Below are 18796 nucleotides of genomic sequence, written 5' to 3' on the forward strand. Positions count from 1 at the left end.
ACTCTTCTAGAAGCGGAAAGTGAGGTCGACGAGCAGACGCAGATCAGTTTCCCGATCACCGTCGTAAGGCCGGTTGATCACACTGAACATGCCGCCCACATCGAACACGTCGTTCCAGGCGTACCGTTGGCCGTAACCGAGCAACGCCATGCCGCCGGTGCCGTGGTCGCGCTGGCTGTAAGTGCCCGCGCCGGCCTGGAATTGCTGGCTCCAGGAAGTCTCGTAGCGGTGGTAGAGCACGTGGTTGACGTTGACCAGCGGCATCACGCTGAAGTCCGACTTGGGGTTGAAGTACGGCACGTCGTCGGATTTCGAGTTGTGGCTGGTGCCAACTTCCAGGCCGGCGTCGACCTGAATGTTCGGCGCGGTGTAGATGCCCTCGCGCCCGGTCACCAAGGCTTCGACGCGGTTGTTGCCATCGCTGAAGTGCGATGGGCTGACCGACACGCGCCACTCGCGGCTTTCGTTGGCGCGCCAGCGCAGGAACGCACTGCCGCCGTTGGCCTTGATGTCGCTGTTGAGCGCGCGCAGCGGGGTTTCCGCCGAGAGGTATTCGAGGCTGCCGCCGTATTGCCAGTGATCGTTGATGTCGCGGGCAATCGCCAGGCGCGCGCCCTGTTTGTCACCGAAGCCGTAATCGTGATTCGACACCTCGGCTTCGAGGGTCATGTCACGGGTGCGCCGTTCCAGGCCGACACGCTGGAAGCGATGGTGGCCGGTGCCTTCGGCGAAATCACCGGTGGCATAACCGGCGCCGGCAAACACGCGCCAGTCTTCGTTGATCGGTGGGCTGTACAACGTGCTCTGGATACCGAAATCACGGCTGCCGCTGACCGCACCGGCATCGCCGCTGCCGCCACCGTTGGCCTTGCCGCCGTAGGCTTCGACGCGCAGTTCGGCCATGTCATGCACTTCCCGTTCGCGGGCCAGGCGCTGCACCTGGCGGTTGTCCGGATAACGCGCGACCACATCGTCGACCAGCGCATCGTTCTGCCGCCACTCCTGCAACTCCATCGCGGTGCGCGCCTGAGCGACCTCCAGGCCGGCATCGCGCGGGGCCATGCTCTCGGTTTCCTTGAGCTGGCTTTCCGCGCGGCGCGGCATCTGGCGGGCGAGGTAGAGATCGGCCTGGGCCAGACGCAAGCCAAGGTTGCCCGGTGCCTGCTCGACCAGAGTCTGCAGGCGCTCCTCGCCGTGGGGCAGGTCGGAACCGTAGGTGCCGGCCTGCGCCGCGAGCTGCTGGGCGTCCATCCATTCGTCGTTAGGGTTGCCGATCGGCAAGCCCTTGAGCTCGACGCGCGGTCGCTGGGCTTTCGCTGCGTCTTCGGCGACCTTGCGCGCCTCATCGGCGCGGTCGCTTTCCAGCAGCGAGTAGTACAGCGCAGTGGTGTCTTCGAGGCGATCACCGACATCGGCGTCCGGCGCCGAAAGCACCTGGCGATACAGATCGGTAGCAATCTCAGGCTCGCGCTGATCCAGATAAGACGCCGCTACCCAGCGCAGGGCGTAGGTCGGAATCTCCACGCCTTCGGCTTGCAGTTTCTGGTATTCGCTGATCACGTCGGCGGTGCGCGCACGGGCCTTGAGCGCGCCCATACGGTCGATGCGCCAGCGCGTCACGTCATCGTGGGCAGTGGCGTCGGGCGTCCAGGTTGCGAGCAGTTTGTCGTAATCGGCCAGCGCGCGGTCGGCGATGACATAGCGTTCCTTTTCGCTGCGGGTGGCCAGTTCGGCAAGGCGCACGCGTTCGGCGGCGAGATCGCCTTCGAGCCGGCGCAAGGTCACCGGATCAATCAGGCCGGGACGTTGACTGGCCAGACGCAGCGCCGGTTCAGGCAGACGGGCCTTTTGCAGCGCGACCACGTACTCACGGGCGACTTCCGGTTTGTTGCCGGCACGGATAAACGCCTGATCAAATTCAAACAATGCGTCGTACTGTTTGCCGGCGCGACCGAGGGCGTAGCCCAAGGCGAGGCGGCGGGAAGGATCATCGGGTTTGGCGGCAACCAGCGCCTGGGCGCGGGTGACGGCCTGATCGGGCTTGCCGGCATCGGCCTGAGTCAGCGCGAGGCCCAGTTGCAGGTCGGCGTTGTCCGGCTCCAGCGCCAGCGCTTTGTTGTAGACCTGGGTGGCCTGATCCCAGCGCTTGAGGTTGCGATAGGCACGCGCGGCGGCGGTCAGTGCCTGCACCGGCAGGACGCGGTCGCGACCCTGGGTTTCATAGACCTTGACCACTTCGGCATCGAGCCCGGCCCAACTGGCGATTTGCAGGTGATCGCTGACCTGGCCGTCGCTGGCCTGGCCCGGCGGCACCTGACGCAAAACCGTCAGCGCAGGCGTGTAGTGCCCGGCGCGGGCATCGCGCACCATCTCGTCGTAGGGTGTGTCGGCCAACGCCAGCACTGGCCAGAGCAACTGGCTGCACAGGGCGAATCGGAACAAAGGGCGCAAACCACGATGTAATACAGGGCCATCAATACGCGGCATTTGTCAGCATCCTTACATGGCCAGCCGGGTCGCAATGCCCTCCTTGCCCATTCGTAACGGTGGCCGACGATGACAGCCCTCGGCCAAGCTTGGTGAGGCAGTCTGCACGCAAGCGTAGTCGAATTTTCACAACGCAATAATTGTTCAGAATCGGCCTGTCTGTACAAAACCCGCACAGCAAAACGCCCGGCGCCTGTTTACACAGGGGCCGGGCGTCTGGAGGGCGCGCGGTGGGCTTATTGCTCTTGGGTGACGCCGGCAAACTTGCTCATGAGAAAGCCGATGAACTGCTCGACGGTCATCTTCTGGCCGTTGAATTCGACCTGATTGGCCGCGTAATGCAGTTTGGTCACCACGTTGGTGCCGTCGGCGACAGCCAATTGCGAGCCGACCGCCATGCCGGCGAACATGTCCGCCGCTTCCTTGGACTGATCGACGATGGCTTTGGCGTCAGTCTGGCCATCGAGCTGCGCCTGCACGCTGAGCAGATCGACGAGCATCGGCTTGGACACCTGAATGTTCAGGTCGAGCAGCGCGATCAGCTGCTTGCCGAGTTGATCCGGCGGCAGATCCATCGATTGCGGTTTGGTCAGGTCGATCACCAGATTGGCGCGGCTTTCACCGTTGGCGGTGTTGAACGACAGGTTCTCCAGCGCCAGTTGCGGGCCGGCAGCCAGCAGCTTCTGCAGATCGGCTTTGACCTGGGCGTTTTCCGCTTCGGTCAGATTCAGCTCCGGTGCCGGCAACCCCTGCGCAGCGGCCTCGGCGGCAGCTTTTTCATACGGCTGCAATTTGGTCTGGTAGATCTGCATCAGCGACATGGTCGACGGAATGTCGAGGTTCTTCAGGCTCATGGCCATGGCCGCCGAACCGACTTTCTTGTCGTTGAGCGTCACTTCGCCGATTTTGTAGTCGGCACGCCCCGAGGCGTTGCTGCCGCTTTCTTCGGTGCGGTTCTTCATTTCGAAGTTCTTCACGCCCAGCACCATCGGCTTGGCGCCGAAGGTGGTTTTGCTGCTGGTCACTTCCAGGGTGTTTTCCCCGGTGTAGTAGCCGTAGCTGCTCTTGGCGAGGTTGCTGGCCAGGGTCAGGCCGTTGAGCTCGACCTGCACCGGCGCCTGGTCTTCCGACACGGTGACCAGTTTCAGATTGTCCATGTAACCGTCGGCCTTGACCTTCTGCGCCTGGGCGCTGGCGGCGATGTCCATGCTCAGACCGGAAAACTTCAGGCTCGATTGCTCATCCAGCGCGGTTTCGAACGGCACCAGATTCAAAGTGCTGGTGGTCGATTCGTCGTAGCCGATGTTGGTCACGCCCTTGAGCGGCGCGGCGCCGTTGGTGGCGGCGAACCATTTTTCCGTGGACGGGCTCTTTTCCAGCTCGTAGTTGCTGGTGGCCATGACCGGCAGCCACTTCAGCGAAACCAGACGCGAAAACGGCAGCGGGCCGTGTTCGATGTGGTCGACGAACAGCAGCTCGACCGGCGCATCGCCGAACATCTCGCCTTCGCCCTTGAGGCGATAGTGCGCGGTGCTGGTGAAGGTGTGGCGTTCCAGCGATACCAGTTCCAGCGACGCGGTGCCGTTGGAGCCGGCCATGGCGGTCTGCAACTCTTTGTTGGCGTTGGTCACGGCGTTGTTCAGTACGCCTTCGATCTTGGTCCCGGTGTACCAGGCCCCGCCTGCGCTGATCGCGCCAATGGCAACAACAATTCCGAGAAGCACGCCTGCTGATTTATTCATGAATGACCTGATCGGTTTCCGTGGCTGTGGGTGAAGTCGTCTTCCTTGAACCCGGGATCGGGTCGCGGCTCGACTGTGCGCAATTAAGCGGTGGAGATTAGCACCGGGCGCGGGCGACGGCCCAATGTTTAAAGGTTAAAGAGTGTCTATGGACACTTGGGAGAGCAAAAAGATCGCGGCCTTCGGCAGCTCCTACATTTGGAATGCGATTCTCCTGTAGGAGCTGCCGAAGGCTGCGATCTTTTGATTTCAGGAATACTGGACTTCGATTTCATCCAGTTGATGATCAAAACTCTTCAGCCGCGCCGTCCAGGTATACACCAGCACTTCGAAGTCACGATCGATCACCGCTCCGCCGGTGGTATCCGCCCGGACATCGCAGAAATCCAGCTGATAGCGTTCGCGGGCCATGGCCGTGGCGACGTCGGACAGCTCGCGGGCGTTGTTCAGCCAGTGCCAGCCGTCATCGGCGATCTGCTTGTCGAGTTCCAGGCATTGCTTCTTCAGGGCTTCGAGGCTTTTTTCCAGCGGCGTGCCGGTGAGCTCGCCCATGACTTCGGCGAAGGTTCGCCCGGGCTGCCAGTAACTGCCCCAGAAGTAGCGGTCGAACACGGTTTCAACCCGGCGCAGGGCGACTTTGGTGTCCCAGATCAGCACGAGCATCTTGCCCCGTTCGAGCTGGCGCTTCTTGACCCGTTGCAGCTGAATCGAGGTCCACGCGACGACGACGATCGCCATCACCGCGATCAGCGCAACGGCGCTGTCGAGGAAGATCATCGCCGTGTCGATCTGGTGGGCCAGCATGATCCCGTAGAAATACGTGGCCGAGAGCAGCACCAGTGCGACCAGAGCGCACCAGAAGCCGAGAGCGTAAGGGTTTTTCATTATTGGTTTCCCCTGGGCCAGCACGAGCAATGTGCATTGCAGGAGCGCTTGGCATGGGGCGCCCCTCCAACACTTCAAAGCATAGCAACGGCCTCAGGGTTTGCTGGCGCCCGAGGTGTGCGTTCGTCCGCTTTCCCAGCCACCGCCCAGGGCGAGGAACAAATCGATCTGACTCATCGCGACCTGGGTGTTGGCGGCGGCCAGTTGCGCGGTGACATCGGTGTAGGTGCGGGTTGCTTGCAGGTCGGCAAGGAACGACTCGCGGCCGGCCTGGAAGAAGCGGTGCGTCTGCTCGGCGGCGAGCTTGGCCGACTGCTCGGCTTCAGCCAGCGCATCGCGGCGTTGCAGCAGCGCGCTGTACTGGGCCAGACCGGTCTGCGTTTCGCGGATGGCGTTGAGCACCACGCCGTCGAAATGCGCCAGCGCGCCTTGAGTGTTGGCCTCGGCTTCACGAATGCGCGCACGGGCGCCGTTGGTCGGTACTTTCCAGCTCAGCGACGGGCCAAAGCCCCAGCGGTTGGTCGACGGGTCGCCAAGGTCATCAATGATGCCGACGGTGCCGATGGTCGCACCGATGCTGATGTCCGGGTACAGCTCGCCGGTGGCGATGCCGATGCCGGCGGTTGCCGCTGCAAGACGCCGCTCGGCCTGACGAATATCCGGGCGGCGCTTGAGCAGCGCAGCGCCGTCACCGACCGGCACCAGTTGCGCGATCTTCGGCAACTCAGCGCAACTGGCCGTGCCCGCTGGCAATTGCTCGACCGGTTTGGCCAGCAGCATCGACAGACGGAACAGCCCGGCCTGACGCGCTGCTTCATAGCGCGGCAAGTCGGCGCGCAGGGATTTGAATTGGGTCTGCGAACGGGTGACCTGAGTCTCGTCGCCCCGTCCGGCGTCACGCAGACGCTGGATCAGCGTGGTGCTCTGCGATTGCAGGTCGAGAGAGTGCTCGGCGATTTCCCGCTCTTCGTTGGCAGCGCAGACCTGGGTGTAAGCACGAACCACGTCCGCCACCAAAGTGATGCGTGCGGTATCGGCAGCAGCCTGAGTCGCATCGGCATTGGCTTTGGCCGCTTCGATGCCGCGTTGCAGAGTGCCCCACAGGTCGAACTGGTACGAAGCGCTGATGCCGATATCGGCAATGTTGGCCACCGGGACTTTCTCCGGCAGCAGGAACGCCTGACCGGATTCCTGCAAACGTTGCGCGCCCATTTTCACCCCGCCGCTCCAGCCGCCAGCGGCCTCGGCTTCATCCACCTGAGCACGTGCCCGCGACAGGTTCGCCGCCGCTACACGCAAATCGGTGTTGGACGCCATGGCCTGCTGCACCAGTTGATCGAGGCGCGGGTCTTTATACAGCCGCCACCAGTCCGCCGGCACCGGCGCCGAGATTACCGGTTTGCCGGCGACTGCCAGCTCGCCCTGAATGTCCTTGCGCTGCACCGCCGCGTCGGTGGGCAGCTGATAATCCGGGCCGACCATCTGACAGGCCGAGAGCATCACGCCCAACCCGGCGATCAACCAGGCCCTGCTCATGGCTGCGGCTCCTCATGCTGATCGTCGATGATCGACACAGTGGCGGTACGCCCGGCGATCATGCGGAAGTCGGCCGGCACCTCATCAAAAGCGATGCGCACCGGAATCCGCTGCGCCAGACGTACCCAACTGAACGCCGGGTTGACGTTGGGCAGCAGGTTGCTGCCGCTGGTGCGGTCGCGGTCTTCGATGCCGGCGACGATGCTTTCGACATGCCCGCGCAACCTGGCGCGGTCACCGATCACGCGAATATCCACCGATTGCCCGACGTGGATGCCGTCGAGTTTGGTTTCTTCAAAATAGCCGTCGATGTGGAAGGAGTTGCTGTCGACCACCGACAACACCGGACGGCCGGCGGTGACGAATTCCTGCGGACGCGGCGCGCGGTCGTTGACGTAACCGTCGACCGGGCTGCGGATCACCGAGCGATCAAGGTTGAGCTGCGCACTATCGACCGCCACCAAGGCTTCGGCCAATGCCGACTGTGCACGGGCGACGCGCGACTGGCTTTCTTCCAGCTGTTCGGCCGGCACCAGATTGCCGAGGCCACGGTTACGCTTGGCTTCACGCTGGGCCTGGGCGAGGGTTTCCTGGCGATCGGCAACGGCGGCCTTGGCCTGACGCAGGGCCAGTTTGAAGCGATCCTGGTCAATGCTGAACAGCACCTGGCCACGCTTGATCAACTGGTTGTCCTTTACCTCGACCTGCTGGATCAGCCCGGACACGTCCGGGGCGATCTGGATGATGTCGGCGCGAATGTGGCCGTCGCGGGTCCACGGCGCGAACATGTAATACATCACCATGCGCCAGACGAGGACAACGGCAAAAGTCACGATCAGCAGGGTCAGGACCACGCGACCGATGGTCAGAAACGGTTTTTTCATGTCATCAGGTATCGACTGAGTGAGTCCACGCCGTACAGCAGCACGGCGTAGAGCGCCACGTTGAACAATGCCCGGTGCCAGACCAGACGGTAAAAGTGCAGGCGTTGCAGCACGCCATGCACCAACAAAAACAGCACGTAAGTGATGCCCATCAGCACCAGCAGGGTCGGCAGGAAGATGCCGCTGATATCCAGATCACCGATCATAGGGGCGCTCCATCGGGCAGCGGTTCTTCGGGCTCGGCGCTGGAGACGAACTCGACGCCGGGCAGCAAGGCCAGACGCAGACCGCTCAAGGCGTGCAACAGGTGTCGACGGGTTTCATCGTCGCCCTGGCCGTTCAGCGCTCGGCGGGTACGATCGAGTGTCATCAGCAGACCGCTCGGTGCCGGCAGGCGTTTGTCGGCTTTGAGGCACGCGCGAAAATACTCGCCGACCTCGCTCACCACTTGTCGCAGCAGGGCGTTTGGCACGCCAGTGACGCGCGGGGTGTAGGCAAGCAGATCGAGCATATTCAGACCGACACGCACTTCGCGCATGGCGATGCCGGTGTCCTGACCGGTCAGGGCCAGACGCGGCAGGTGCTGCATCAACCGATCGAGCAACTGCACACCCAACTGCCGATGCTCGGCGAGGCTGGCCGGCTCGGTCATGCTGACGATGTCTTTCCAGCTGAATCGGGTCAGGCGTTTGGCCGCCAGTTCGGCGCCGAACGGTCGCGCCACCAGCGTCCAGATGAAAGCGAACAACAGCCCCAGCGGCCCGGCGAGGTTGGAGTTGGCAAAGGCGAAAAAGTCCGCGTCGTATGCACCCTGAATACTGATGAACGACGAGGTATTGACCAGCGTCAGCAGCATGCCGAGGTAGAAACGCGGCTGCACCGTCAGCGTGCCGATGCAAATGAACGGCACGGCAAACGCCAGCACCAGCATCGGGAAGTCGTGCAGGTTGGGCAGAATCAGAAACAGATAAAGGCTGGCGAACAGCACCGACATCCCGGTCCAGAAAAAGAACCGATAGATCTGCGGCGCCGGGTCGTCCATCGAGGCGAAGAAGCTGCACGCCACCGCCGCCAGGATCACCGCACTGCCGCCGTCCGGCCAGCCGAGCAGGATCCACAGCACCGAAGCAACGATGATCGCCAGAATGGTCGAGGTCACCGAGTAGAGCATCAGCCCGCGATCGATGAACGGCGTCAACCGGCCCAGGCGCCAGTGCCGATACACCGCGCGCCAGCTGTCCTGGCGCTCGCACAGAATCGCATCCTGCAGGCTGCGACAGTCCTGCCACAGATCGATGAACTCACCGAGGCGGTAGATCGCATTGGAGAACAGCAACTGTTTGCGCTCCTCCAGCGCTTCGGCGCTCGGTTGCAGCGCGTCGAGTTGATCTCTCAGTGCTTGCCAGCGCTCGAGGTTGGCGTCTGCGTGGCCCAGCCATTCACGGGTCGCGGTCAGCAACGGCTGGAATTTTTCCACCAGTTCCGGGGTGCGGCGTTCGAGGGCGTATAGGGAATCCTCAAGGGCATCGATCACTGGCAGCAGGTGAATCATCCGCCCGCGCAGTTCCTTGGTATTGCGCACGGTCTGTGGCCGCGCGCCTTCGTGGGGCAACTGGCCGATCATCAATTCGAGGCTGTTGAAGTTGGCGACCATGGCCATGCGCAGCGCGGTGACTTCTTCCGGCTGCACATCGCGGCTGAGAAACTTCAGGCTGTAGCTCGTCGCATCGGCGAACCACTTGCTCACGGCATCGTTGAACACCGGCGCCAGCCGACGCGGCCAGAACATCGCACCGACCACCGCAGCGACGGCGATGCCAAGGAAAATCTCTTCGGTACGAGCCTCGGCCACGTCCCACACCGCCAGCGGATTATCGACCACCGGCAGGGCAATCAGCGGCAAGGTGTAGCCGGCCAGCATCAGCGCATAACTGTTGGCCGTGCGCAGATGCAGGGACATGAACAACAAGATGCCGGTCCACAAAGCAATGACTACCACCAGCACATAGGGGCTCTGCACGAACATCGGCACGAACAGCACCGCCGCCGCCGCGCCGAGAAAAGTGCCCGCCGCGCGGTAGAGCGCTTTGGAACTGGTCGGGGCGAGAAACGGGCTGGAGACGATGTACACCGTGGCCATCGCCCAATACGGACGCGGCATTTGCATGAGCAAGGCGATGTACAGCGCAATCATCGACGCTGCAAAAGTACGGACCCCGTAAAACCAGTCACGGGCCGGCGGCATGCCAGTGAAAAAACCGTTCAAGAATTGACCACCACAGGCGAACTCGCCGCCTCAAAAGCCCTCAGTACCCGAAGCGTAGCTTCCAGATCGCTGCGCTCGATGCCTTCCAGCACTTCGTGGCGCAGGCGCACCAACTCGGCCTCCACCGCCTGCACCAGCTCGCGACCGGTGTCGGTCAGGCTCAGGCACTTGGCGCGCCGATCCTGGGCATCTTCGGTGCGACAGACGTAACCGGCATGGCACAGCTGATCGAGCAAGCGCACCAGCGAAGGACTCTCCATCCCCGCGGCCTGGGCGACTTGCACCTGACGCACGCCCTCGCCCAAGCGGCCGATCATCAACAAGGGCACGGCGCAGGCTTCGGAAATTCCATAGTTGACCAGCGTGGTCTGGCAGATCTTCCGCCAATGCCGGGCGGCCACCACCATGGCGCTGCTGATGTTCATCTGGAGACTGTCGAGGGAATCGGACACGGGATAACGGACACTGTTAGTTTGCTAACTATCAATATCGCATTGGAGGGGAATTTCAGTCAAGTTTTGAAACAAATCTCCCCACGCTTGGCCGAGGCGTACCACGAGTTGGATTTGTAATTTTTCGAAGAAAAAATCTAATGCGACGGACAGAACCAAATTTTTTTTACAGTAAGAAGGTTTTTTTTACATCTGAGCCTTTTCGCGCAATTTTTTTTACATGCTGCGCCTCATGCCAGACGATACATCAACTGATCCCACACGTTGGCGGCCCAGTCCGGTCACTCAAGAATCTCATCGACAAACATCGGCCATTTGAATAAAGCGGGGGCTCGTTCAACGGTTCTTGGCAGTATCGTAAACACTGCTGCGTTCGCGCTTGCCAACCGCTAGCACGGAAACCACGACTCGTTCGTCGATGACTTGGTAAACCAATCGATACCCCGAGGCTTTGAGTTTGATTTTGTAGCAGTCGGGCATGCCGTGGAGTGCGTCAGCCGGGATTCTGGGAAGCTTCAGCCTCTCACCCAGCTTCTTTTTGAATTGCTCACGCAATGTATGACCCAGCTTGTTCCACTCTTTGTGCGCAGACGGCAGAAACTCAAGCTTATAAGTCATCCAGGCTTACCGAAATGGGCGTTTCGTGGAGGCGCGAACGAACAATGTCAGCCAGCTCAAGATCATCAAGCCGCTCCATCATTGCTTCATAAACTTCGGCCGGCACCATATAGCCCATGACGCGATTGTGGTTGAGGACAGCGACGGCCCCCCCATGTGCACCGTTCAACACGGCAGTAGGATTTTTCTTTAATTCAGAGACACTGACAGCCATATCGGCGAGAACGCTTTGCATAATAAGAACCTCAAATTAGGACGTGATTTTGGTCTATTTATGCCATGCGGACAACTGTGGCGTTCAACGAGGATACAACTTCGCGATGATCACCCCACCCGCCCCTTACGCAACATCACATTCAACTGATCCACCACCTCCGCCCAATCCGCATCGTCGAGAATCTCCTCACGCAGAAACTGCGCCTGACCTGCCGTCCAGAAAAACGCGTCAGCCAGATGCAGATCCGGCTTGAGCGGCGAATGGGTAACAATGAATTGGTCGATGCCGGTCGGATCGTCGGCGAGGCCGAGTTGTTTGAACAGGGCCGGGAGGCTGTGCTGCGGATTTTCCATGATGCAACTCCTCTGCAATTCAGGTCCGGCGTCACGCCGTTTGCTGCAGTGGAGTTGAGCATAGCTGTCGCCGTGGGTTCAGGGTCTGGCGACGTCCGGCGAGCCTGCGGCCAGTTGCGCTGCCGGATAGACCGATTGCCATCCGCCGCCCAGCGCCTTGTATAAACCGACCATCGCCAGGGAAACGCCGGTCGAGCTTTCCACCCATTGTTCCTGCGTGGCGAGCAAGGCGCTCTGCACGGTGAGGACGTTGACGAAATCGACCACGCCTTCGACGTATTGCTGTTGCGCGGTGCGCAGGGCGATCTGGTTCTGGCGCACGGCTTCGGCGAGGCTGTCGCGCCGGCGCTGGCTGGCGTTGTAGGCGGTCAGTTGGTCGTCGATTTCATGCCAGGCACGCAGCACGGTCTGCTGGTAGGCGATGGCCGCTTCCTGCTGTTGGGCTTCACGCAATTGGAGCATGCCGCGCAGGCGTCCGCCGTCGAACAACGGCAGGCTGAATTGCGGGCCGATGGCAAAGGCGCGCGAGCCCCATGAACCGAAATCACTCAGTTGCATGGCCTGTGAACCGAGGTTGCCGGACAGGGTGATGCGCGGATAGAAACCACCCTTGGCCACACCGATGTTGGCGGTGGCGGCGTGCAGACGCGCCTCGGCCTGGCGGATATCCGGACGACGTTCGGCCAATTGCGACGGCAGGCCGATGGCGACTTGCAGTGGCGACTGCGGCACTGCCGCGTCTGTGGATAACGCTTGAGCGAGGGCCTGCGGCGGTTCGCCCATCAGCAGACTGATCGCGTTGATCAGTTGCGCCTGACGCTGCTCGAGTGCCGGCAGCCGTGCCTCGATGGCGGCGACTTGCGCGGCGGCTTCGGCGACGTCCAGGTCGGTCGCCACACCATCGGCCAGCCGCAGCTGCGAGAGTTTCAGGCTGTGGCGGGCGACGTCGAGGTTCTGCTCGGTGACGGCGCGGGTGTTCTGCACGCCGCGCAGCTGAATGTAGTTTTGCGCGGTGTCGGTAAGCACCGTCAGCAGCACACCGCGACGATCATTTTCTGCCACTTCGAGATTGGCATCAGCGGCTTCGGTTTCACGGCGCACGCGGCCCCAGAAATCCAGTTCCCATGACGCCGAGAAACCGGCATCCCACAGGTTAAAGGCCGAATCACCTTTATTCCCCGACGGATCGTTCAAGCCTTCGCCGCTGTTGCGTTTGCGTGCGTAGCTGCCGCTGGCGGTGCTGTTCGGATAACGTTCGGCGGTGATTACCTGGCGCGCGGCGCGGCTTTGTTGCAGACGGCTGCTGGCCAGTTGCAGGTCGAGGTTGCTGTTCAGTGCGCGCTGGGTCAGCGCGGACAGCTGCGGGTCGTGGAAGGTTTCCCACCAGCGTTCGTTCAAGGGTTCGCTGACGGCCTGGCTCGGGGCGGACCGGGCGGGTTTGGCCCAGTCGGCCGGCTGCCTGGTTTCGGGTTTCTGGAAGTCCGGGCCGACGGTGCAGGCGGTGAGACTCATTGTGAGCAAGGCACTGAAGGTTAGCTGCTGCCACTGGCTTTTTCGCGTGCAGGCTCGCTCCCACAGGGAGAACGCATTACACAATGTGGGAGCGAGCCTGCTCGCGAAGGCGGCAGCCGATTCAACACCGATCATCGCTGCGTCACCTCGCGCCCGGACGCCTTTGAGCTGGCGGTATCAATACTCGCCTCCACCGACATTCCCACCCGCAAGCGCTCAGCCAGTGGCTGGCCCGGTTCCAGCACGATCTTCACCGGAATCCGTTGCACAACCTTGGTGAAATTACCGGTGGCGTTATCCGGTTTCACCGCCGCAAAGGTCACGCCAGTTGCCGGCGCAATACTCTCGACGCGGCCGGTCAGGGCTTCGCCACCGAGACTATCCACTCGGACTTGCACATCCTGCCCGGGCTGCACATCGGTCAACTGGGTTTCCTGAAAATTGGCCACCACATAGGCCTGCTGCAACGGCACCACCGCCAACAGTTTGCTGCCCGGCGTGACGTAGGCGCCGACGCGCACCGCACGCTCTCCGATCATGCCGTCCTGCGGCGCGGTGATACGCGTGTAGGACAAGTTGAAACTGGCAATCTCCAGCGCAGCCTGCGCGTGTTTCAGATTGCCGTCGGCGGCGTTGCGCTGGGCAGTGAGGATTTCGACTTGTTTGCGTTCGGCCGCCAGTTTCGCCGTCGCGGTGTCGAGGCGCGCCGAGGCCTGATCGATGCGCGTGCGCGCCTGCTGCGCGTTCTGCACGGTGCCAGCGCCGACACCGGCGAGATGGTTGTAGCGGTTCAGTTCCTGCTGCGCAAAAGCCATTTCCGCTTTGGCCGAGACCACGGTGGCCTGCGCCTGAGCAATCAGCGAAGCCTGCCGCTCGAGAGTCGCGTTGGCGTTCTGCAATTGCGCCCGCGCGACCAGGGTTTGCGCGTCCGCCGCTTCCGCCGCTGCGCGCAAATCACGGTCATCGATCAGCGCCAACAATTGCCCGGCCTTGACCTGCTGGTTGTCTTCGACCAGCACCTGCTTGATGAACCCGGCCACGCGCGGCACCACCAGCGTGTAGTCGGCGGAGACGAAGGCGTCATTGGTGGTTTGCTCGGTGCGTTGGCCGAACAGCCCGGGCATCGCCAGGTACACCAGCACGCCCACCGCCAGCGCGGCAGCCACGGCCACCGCGAGTTTTTGCTTGGATTGAGTCATAAAAAACCTTCAGTTTCAGTACAGCGATCAGGTCGGCGCGCGCGGCGGATAAATCCGCGTTGGCAGCCAGAAAATCAGCAGAATCAACGCCACGGCAACGCCGGCCATGCATACGTAGAGATCGGACGAAGTCAGCACCAACGCCTGCTCGTGCACGCGGTGAGCGAGGCCCGGGTCGCTGTGATCGGCCAGCGGCGAATTGCCGAGGCTGTCGACCAACATGGTCGAATGGAAATGCAGGCGCGCGGTGGTCAGCGCTTCGATGACGCCGGTGGCAACCACGGCGGCAAGGCCTTTGACGGTGTTGAACCACGCCGACGCGAACGGCCCTTCCATCGGCGTGATACTGCCGGTCGACAACATCAGCAGCGGCAACACCGCCATCGGCTGGCCGAAAATCTGCAGCCATTGCAGGACGTAGAAATCGTCGCGAATCCACGCCGAAGTCAGGTGCGAACCGCCCAGGCAGGACAGCGCGAGCATGCTCAGACCAATGCCGAGCACCCAGCGGCAATCGACCCAGCGCAAATTGCACAGCGCTGCCACCAACGGCAGCGCAATCAGCTGCGGCAATGCGGCGATGAGCATGATCGGCGCGGTTTGCGCCGGGCGATAACCCTGCACCTGCGCCAGATAACTCGACGGAATCAGCACCACCGCCAGCAGCACGATCAACACCCCGGCGAGGGTGATCAAGGCGAACAACAGGTTGCGGATGCCGAGCATCTGCAGCTTGAAAAACGGAATCGGCTGCGACCATTCATTGATCATGAAAGCCACCAGCAGCAGCGAACCGGCACCGAGTAATCCACAGATCAGATTCGACTCGAACCAGTCCAGTCGATTGCCCTGCAACAAACCGATCACCAGCATGCAGATCGCCGGAAAGCCCAGCAGCAGGCCTTTCCAGTTGAACGTCTTGAGACGTTCCAGCCGCAGCGGATCCTGGGGCAATCCGTAAGCCACTGCGGCCATGGCGATCAGGCACGGCACGATGATCTGCCAGAACGTCCACTGCCAGCCGACGTATTCAGTCCACAGGCCGGCCAGCGGCGTGCCGAGTCCCGGGCCGAAAGTCGCGGTCAGTGCGTAGCCGGCCAGTCCGTACAGTTTGATGTTCGCTGGGAGAAAGCGCAGTGCGACGGTCATCAGCATCGGCGGCAATGCACCACCGGCGAGGCCTTGGAGGATGCGCATCAGCAGCAGACTTTCGTAGTTCGGGGCGAACGGGCACAGCACCCCGAGCAAGGTAAACAGACCGATGGCGCACAGCGTGAAGCGACGCAGCGAGAAGGTCACCGAGCACCACGGCGCGAAGGCCATGGCCGCGACCGACGTCGCCGTGTAGCTGGCGACCAGCCAGGTGCCTTCGTCGTAACCGATGTGCAGCGCGCCGCGAATGTCGGCGAGTGCGACTTTGGTGACCATCTCGTTGAGGCCCGAGACCAGCACGGCCAACAGCACGCCGACCAGACCAATGATGATCCGCGCCCCGAACACCGGAGGCGCAGCCGCCGTCGCCGGGCTGGTCGCGGCGAGAGGCGCCGAGACCGTCAGGGATGTCATGAATGAAAAGCTCCGGGGTGAAATACCGGAGCATTTTAGTGGGGCTTGATGCTGACGAAAATTGACTTATTGGCAGGTTATAAGTGCATCAGACACAACGATAAATGCATATGTGGGAGCGAGCCTGCTCGCGAAAGCGGTGGACCAGTCGCCATTGAGGTGACTGATTCGACGCCTTCGCGAGCAGGCTCGCTCCCACAGGATTCGATGGTGTCTGATGATTTATGGCTGTGCCGCCAGCCACGTTTCATCGCAGCAGGTCTTAAGGGTTTCACGCAGCCAGCGGTGGGCCGGGTCCTTGTCGAAGCGCGGGTGCCAGGCCTGGGTCAGCATCAGCATGGGCAGCGGAATCGGCAGGTCGAACGAACGCAGTTTCAGGCCCAGCCGCCGCACGCTGAGCAGTGCTTCTTTGGGCGCCGGCAGGATCAGGTCGGAGTCGGGCAGGGCAAACATCGCTGCATGGAAACTCGGCGCGATCACCGCCACTCGACGCTCCAGCCCCAACGCATTCAACGCCGTGTCGATCGGGCCGCGAGCGATGCCACGGCGCGACATGCTGATATGGGAAAAACCGGCGTAGCGCTCGGCCGTGATTTCGCCATCGAGCAATGGATGATTCTCGCGCACCAGGCCAACGAAATGCGTGGAGAACAGGTTCTGTACCTTAACCTCCGGGGTGAGCGGCCGGGTGTTGCTGACGCTCAGATCGATGCGCCCTTCGCGCAGCGCCTCATCGTCGCCGTCGCCTTCCGGGACGAAGCGCAATTCGCAATGCGGAGCGAGCTGGTCGAGGGTGTCGAACAGCTTGCCGCCGTATACGCCGACGAAGAAATCATTGGCGCGGATGCTGAAGCGCCGGCGCAAGGTGCCCAGCTCGACGCTGTCGGCGGAGCGAAACAGCAGCGCCGCCTGCTCGACCACATCGCGCACCTGTTCGCGCAGTTCGAGGGCTTTGGGGGTCGGCACCAGGCCACGCCCGGCGCGCACCAGAATCGGATCGCCGATGGCTTCGCGGATCCGCGTCAGCGTGCGGCTCATGGCCGCCGGGCTGAGGTTCATCCGCCGCGCCGCGCCGACCACACTGCCCTCGTCGAGCAACGCATCGAGGGCGACCAGAAGGTTCATGTCCGGGAGTTGCATGCTGAGCACTCTTGGCTGATCTGGATTGATCCGGGCGCAATGCTAACAAACATCCCTCAAGAGTGACGATGCCAGCGCTGGCCTCTTCGCGAGCAGGCTCGCTCCCACCTTGGAATGCGTGCTCATGTGGGAGCGAGCCTGCTCGCGAAGAGGCCGGCCCAGCCAACGAAGGGCTCAGCGCTGCATACCCCAGCGCTTGACGGTCACCCGCTCAAGGGTGGCAAACACCAGATTCTCCACCAGCAGACCAATCAGGATCACCACCGCCAACCCGGCGAACACCTTGTCGGTGTACAGCTCATTGCGATTCTGGAAGATGTACCAGCCCAGCCCGCCCTTGCCACTGGTCGCGCCAAACACCAGTTCGGCAGCGATCAAGGTGCGCCAGGCGAACGCCCAGCCAATCTTCAAACCGGCGAGAATCGAAGGCAGCGCCGCCGGGATCAGGATGAACAAGACCAGGCGCAATCCCCTGAGGCCATAGTTACGCCCGGCCATGCGCAGCGTCTCGGACACACCGAGAAATCCGGCATAGGTGTTCAGCGCCAGCGCCCACAGCACCGAATGCACCAGCACGAAAATCAGACTGTTCTGGCCCAATCCGAACCAGAGCAGCGCCAGCGGCAACAGGGCAATCGCCGGCAACGGGTTGAACATCGAAGTCATCGTGCTGAGCAGATCACGTCCCAACTGGGTCGAGACCGCCAATGTCGTCAGGGCGAACGCGAGGACGATGCCGATCAGATATCCCTTGATCAGCACCACCAGCGAGATCCACACCTTGGCCAGCAGCTCGCCACTGAGCAGCCCGTCGAACAAGGCATGTGCGGTTTGCAGAAAACTCGGCAGCATCAAGTCGTTGTTTTGAATCCGCGCGACCACTTCCCAGACGATGGCCAATACGATCAGGATCAGGCTTTTGCGCAGCCAGCCCTGTTGCCACAGGCGTGTGCCGAGCGGCAATTCGCGCTCGACCGGCACGGCGGTCAGCGGCTCGAGCACGGTTTCAAACTCTTCACGCACGGACGATGAATGGCTCATCGGGTAGTCCTCCTGGCCGCTCAATAGGCGATGCGAATATCGTTGAAGTCGTGGTCACGCTCGGTTTCCGGCGCCTGGCCTTCATCGAACAGCAGACGATGAATGCGCCGCGCCGATTCCTGAAATGCCACGCCACCGAGGCTGTGCAGATCGTATTGATGGCTGTGCACTTCGGCGCGCACCCGCCCCGGATGCGGCGACAGCAAGAGGATGCGATTGCCCACCACTAGTGCTTCTTCAATCGAATGAGTGACGAACAACAAGGTGAAGCGCACCTCTTCCCAGAGCAGCAGCAACTCCTCCTGCATCTTGCGGCGGGTCAACGCATCGAGTGCAGCGAAGGGTTCGTCCATTAAGAGGATTTTCGGTTGCATGGCCAACGCCCGGGCGATCGCCACCCGGGCTTTCATGCCGCCGGACAAGGTGTGCGGATAGGCGTCGGCGAACGCAGCGAGGCCGACCTTTTCCAGGTAGTGCAGCGCGCGTTCTTCCGCGTCTTTCTTGTTCAAGGTGCGCGAGGCGAGCAGCGGGAACATCACGTTCTGCTTGACGGTTTTCCATGGCGGCAACTGGTCGAATTCCTGGAACACCACAATGCGGTCCGGCCCCGGCGCATCGACGCGCTGCCCTTGCAGACGAATCTCGCCTTCACACGGCTGGATGAAGCCGGCGACCGCTTTGAGCAGAGTGGATTTGCCGCACCCGGACGGGCCGAGCAGGACGAAACGATCAGCCGGGTCGACGGCGAAACTGACTTGATGAGTGGCGCGCACCACGCGTTGCGGCGTGCGGTATTCAAGGCTGACATGATCGACGGCCAACAACGCTTCGCTGCGGGCGATCGGGTTGCTGGCCGCGTGGCCTGGCAAAGGGGCGTTCATGATCGATCTCCGGCAAA

17 protein-coding genes are annotated in these 18796 nt (G+C 62.1%); all 17 read right to left on the reverse strand.

What is annotated here, in order from left to right:
* Positions 1 to 6: 6 nt before the first annotated feature.
* The gene (gene pgaA / locus ND528_RS27110) at positions 7 to 2487 is read right to left on the reverse strand and encodes a poly-beta-1,6 N-acetyl-D-glucosamine export porin PgaA (RefSeq protein WP_263471652.1); all 2481 of its coding nucleotides are present in this window, start codon (positions 2485 to 2487) and stop codon (positions 7 to 9) included.
* Positions 2488 to 2723: 236 nt separating this feature from the next.
* Positions 2724 to 4229, reverse strand: a complete 1506-nt coding sequence (locus ND528_RS27115) for a YdgA family protein (RefSeq protein WP_016772258.1) — start codon at positions 4227 to 4229, stop codon at positions 2724 to 2726.
* Positions 4230 to 4478: 249 nt separating this feature from the next.
* Positions 4479 to 5114: a hypothetical protein gene (locus ND528_RS27120; protein WP_024011125.1), complete on the reverse strand. Its 636-nt coding sequence runs from the start codon at positions 5112 to 5114 to the stop codon at positions 4479 to 4481.
* 93 nt (positions 5115 to 5207) lie between these two features.
* Complete coding sequence (locus tag ND528_RS27125) at positions 5208 to 6650, reverse strand: efflux transporter outer membrane subunit (protein WP_263471653.1); 1443 nt, start codon at positions 6648 to 6650, stop codon at positions 5208 to 5210.
* Positions 6647 to 7534 (reverse strand): efflux RND transporter periplasmic adaptor subunit, encoded by an 888-nt coding sequence (locus ND528_RS27130; RefSeq protein WP_076564936.1) that lies wholly within the window; start codon positions 7532 to 7534, stop codon positions 6647 to 6649. Before ND528_RS27130 ends, ND528_RS27125 begins: the two co-directional genes overlap by 4 nt.
* Positions 7531 to 7740: a DUF1656 domain-containing protein gene (locus tag ND528_RS27135; RefSeq protein ID WP_016772264.1), complete on the reverse strand. Its 210-nt coding sequence runs from the start codon at positions 7738 to 7740 to the stop codon at positions 7531 to 7533. Before ND528_RS27135 ends, ND528_RS27130 begins: the two co-directional genes overlap by 4 nt.
* On the reverse strand, positions 7737 to 9800 hold the full coding sequence (locus ND528_RS27140; protein WP_263471654.1) for an FUSC family protein: 2064 nt from the start codon (positions 9798 to 9800) through the stop codon (positions 7737 to 7739). Before ND528_RS27140 ends, ND528_RS27135 begins: the two co-directional genes overlap by 4 nt.
* Entirely contained in the window at positions 9797 to 10225 is a 429-nt protein-coding gene (locus tag ND528_RS27145; protein ID WP_016772266.1) for a MarR family winged helix-turn-helix transcriptional regulator, read from the reverse strand. Before ND528_RS27145 ends, ND528_RS27140 begins: the two co-directional genes overlap by 4 nt.
* 363 nt (positions 10226 to 10588) lie before the next feature.
* Positions 10589 to 10870: a type II toxin-antitoxin system RelE family toxin gene (locus ND528_RS27150; RefSeq protein WP_130912319.1), complete on the reverse strand. Its 282-nt coding sequence runs from the start codon at positions 10868 to 10870 to the stop codon at positions 10589 to 10591.
* On the reverse strand, positions 10860 to 11105 hold the full coding sequence (locus ND528_RS27155; protein ID WP_041477418.1) for a type II toxin-antitoxin system Phd/YefM family antitoxin: 246 nt from the start codon (positions 11103 to 11105) through the stop codon (positions 10860 to 10862). The genes ND528_RS27150 and ND528_RS27155 overlap by 11 nt, the downstream gene beginning before the upstream one ends.
* A gap of 89 nt (positions 11106 to 11194) precedes the next feature.
* On the reverse strand, positions 11195 to 11440 hold the full coding sequence (locus tag ND528_RS27160; RefSeq protein ID WP_263471655.1) for a DUF2789 domain-containing protein: 246 nt from the start codon (positions 11438 to 11440) through the stop codon (positions 11195 to 11197).
* 78 nt (positions 11441 to 11518) lie between these two features.
* Positions 11519 to 13087 carry an efflux transporter outer membrane subunit gene (locus ND528_RS27165; RefSeq protein ID WP_263471656.1) on the reverse strand — a complete coding sequence of 523 codons (1569 nt, stop codon included), beginning with the start codon at positions 13085 to 13087 and terminating at the stop codon, positions 11519 to 11521.
* Positions 13084 to 14151 (reverse strand): HlyD family secretion protein, encoded by a 1068-nt coding sequence (locus ND528_RS27170; protein WP_110602297.1) that lies wholly within the window; start codon positions 14149 to 14151, stop codon positions 13084 to 13086. Before ND528_RS27170 ends, ND528_RS27165 begins: the two co-directional genes overlap by 4 nt.
* Positions 14152 to 14178: 27 nt before the next feature.
* Positions 14179 to 15717 carry an MFS transporter gene (locus ND528_RS27175; RefSeq protein ID WP_263471657.1) on the reverse strand — a complete coding sequence of 513 codons (1539 nt, stop codon included), beginning with the start codon at positions 15715 to 15717 and terminating at the stop codon, positions 14179 to 14181.
* A gap of 222 nt (positions 15718 to 15939) precedes the next feature.
* Positions 15940 to 16857: a LysR family transcriptional regulator gene (locus ND528_RS27180; protein ID WP_263471658.1), complete on the reverse strand. Its 918-nt coding sequence runs from the start codon at positions 16855 to 16857 to the stop codon at positions 15940 to 15942.
* 174 nt (positions 16858 to 17031) lie between these two features.
* Complete coding sequence (locus ND528_RS27185; protein ID WP_263471659.1) at positions 17032 to 17898, reverse strand: ABC transporter permease; 867 nt, start codon at positions 17896 to 17898, stop codon at positions 17032 to 17034.
* A 20-nt stretch (positions 17899 to 17918) separates the two neighbouring features.
* Positions 17919 to 18779, reverse strand: a complete 861-nt coding sequence (locus ND528_RS27190) for an ABC transporter ATP-binding protein (RefSeq protein ID WP_263471660.1) — start codon at positions 18777 to 18779, stop codon at positions 17919 to 17921.
* Positions 18780 to 18796 lie beyond the last annotated feature (17 nt).

This window comes from Pseudomonas mercuritolerans (assembly GCF_025706525.1).
GTDB lineage: Bacteria > Pseudomonadota > Gammaproteobacteria > Pseudomonadales > Pseudomonadaceae > Aquipseudomonas > Aquipseudomonas mercuritolerans.

What these genes read in the sequence shown, in the direction of transcription:
- pgaA (WP_263471652.1), bottom strand. Translation starts at nt 2,487, where the DNA reads ATGCCGCGTATTGATGGCCCTGTATTACATCGTGGTTTGCGCCCTTTG.
- ND528_RS27115 (WP_016772258.1), bottom strand. Translation starts at nt 4,229, where the DNA reads ATGAATAAATCAGCAGGCGTGCTTCTCGGAATTGTTGTTGCCATTGGC.
- ND528_RS27120 (WP_024011125.1), bottom strand. Translation starts at nt 5,114, where the DNA reads ATGAAAAACCCTTACGCTCTCGGCTTCTGGTGCGCTCTGGTCGCACTG.
- ND528_RS27125 (WP_263471653.1), bottom strand. Translation starts at nt 6,650, where the DNA reads ATGAGCAGGGCCTGGTTGATCGCCGGGTTGGGCGTGATGCTCTCGGCC.
- ND528_RS27130 (WP_076564936.1), bottom strand. Translation starts at nt 7,534, where the DNA reads ATGAAAAAACCGTTTCTGACCATCGGTCGCGTGGTCCTGACCCTGCTG.
- ND528_RS27135 (WP_016772264.1), bottom strand. Translation starts at nt 7,740, where the DNA reads ATGATCGGTGATCTGGATATCAGCGGCATCTTCCTGCCGACCCTGCTG.
- ND528_RS27145 (WP_016772266.1), bottom strand. Translation starts at nt 10,225, where the DNA reads ATGAACATCAGCAGCGCCATGGTGGTGGCCGCCCGGCATTGGCGGAAG.
- ND528_RS27150 (WP_130912319.1), bottom strand. Translation starts at nt 10,870, where the DNA reads ATGACTTATAAGCTTGAGTTTCTGCCGTCTGCGCACAAAGAGTGGAAC.
- ND528_RS27155 (WP_041477418.1), bottom strand. Translation starts at nt 11,105, where the DNA reads ATGCAAAGCGTTCTCGCCGATATGGCTGTCAGTGTCTCTGAATTAAAG.
- ND528_RS27160 (WP_263471655.1), bottom strand. Translation starts at nt 11,440, where the DNA reads ATGGAAAATCCGCAGCACAGCCTCCCGGCCCTGTTCAAACAACTCGGC.
- ND528_RS27165 (WP_263471656.1), bottom strand. Translation starts at nt 13,087, where the DNA reads ATGATCGGTGTTGAATCGGCTGCCGCCTTCGCGAGCAGGCTCGCTCCC.
- ND528_RS27170 (WP_110602297.1), bottom strand. Translation starts at nt 14,151, where the DNA reads ATGACTCAATCCAAGCAAAAACTCGCGGTGGCCGTGGCTGCCGCGCTG.
- ND528_RS27175 (WP_263471657.1), bottom strand. Translation starts at nt 15,717, where the DNA reads ATGACATCCCTGACGGTCTCGGCGCCTCTCGCCGCGACCAGCCCGGCG.
- ND528_RS27180 (WP_263471658.1), bottom strand. Translation starts at nt 16,857, where the DNA reads ATGCAACTCCCGGACATGAACCTTCTGGTCGCCCTCGATGCGTTGCTC.
- ND528_RS27185 (WP_263471659.1), bottom strand. Translation starts at nt 17,898, where the DNA reads ATGAGCCATTCATCGTCCGTGCGTGAAGAGTTTGAAACCGTGCTCGAG.
- ND528_RS27190 (WP_263471660.1), bottom strand. Translation starts at nt 18,779, where the DNA reads ATGAACGCCCCTTTGCCAGGCCACGCGGCCAGCAACCCGATCGCCCGC.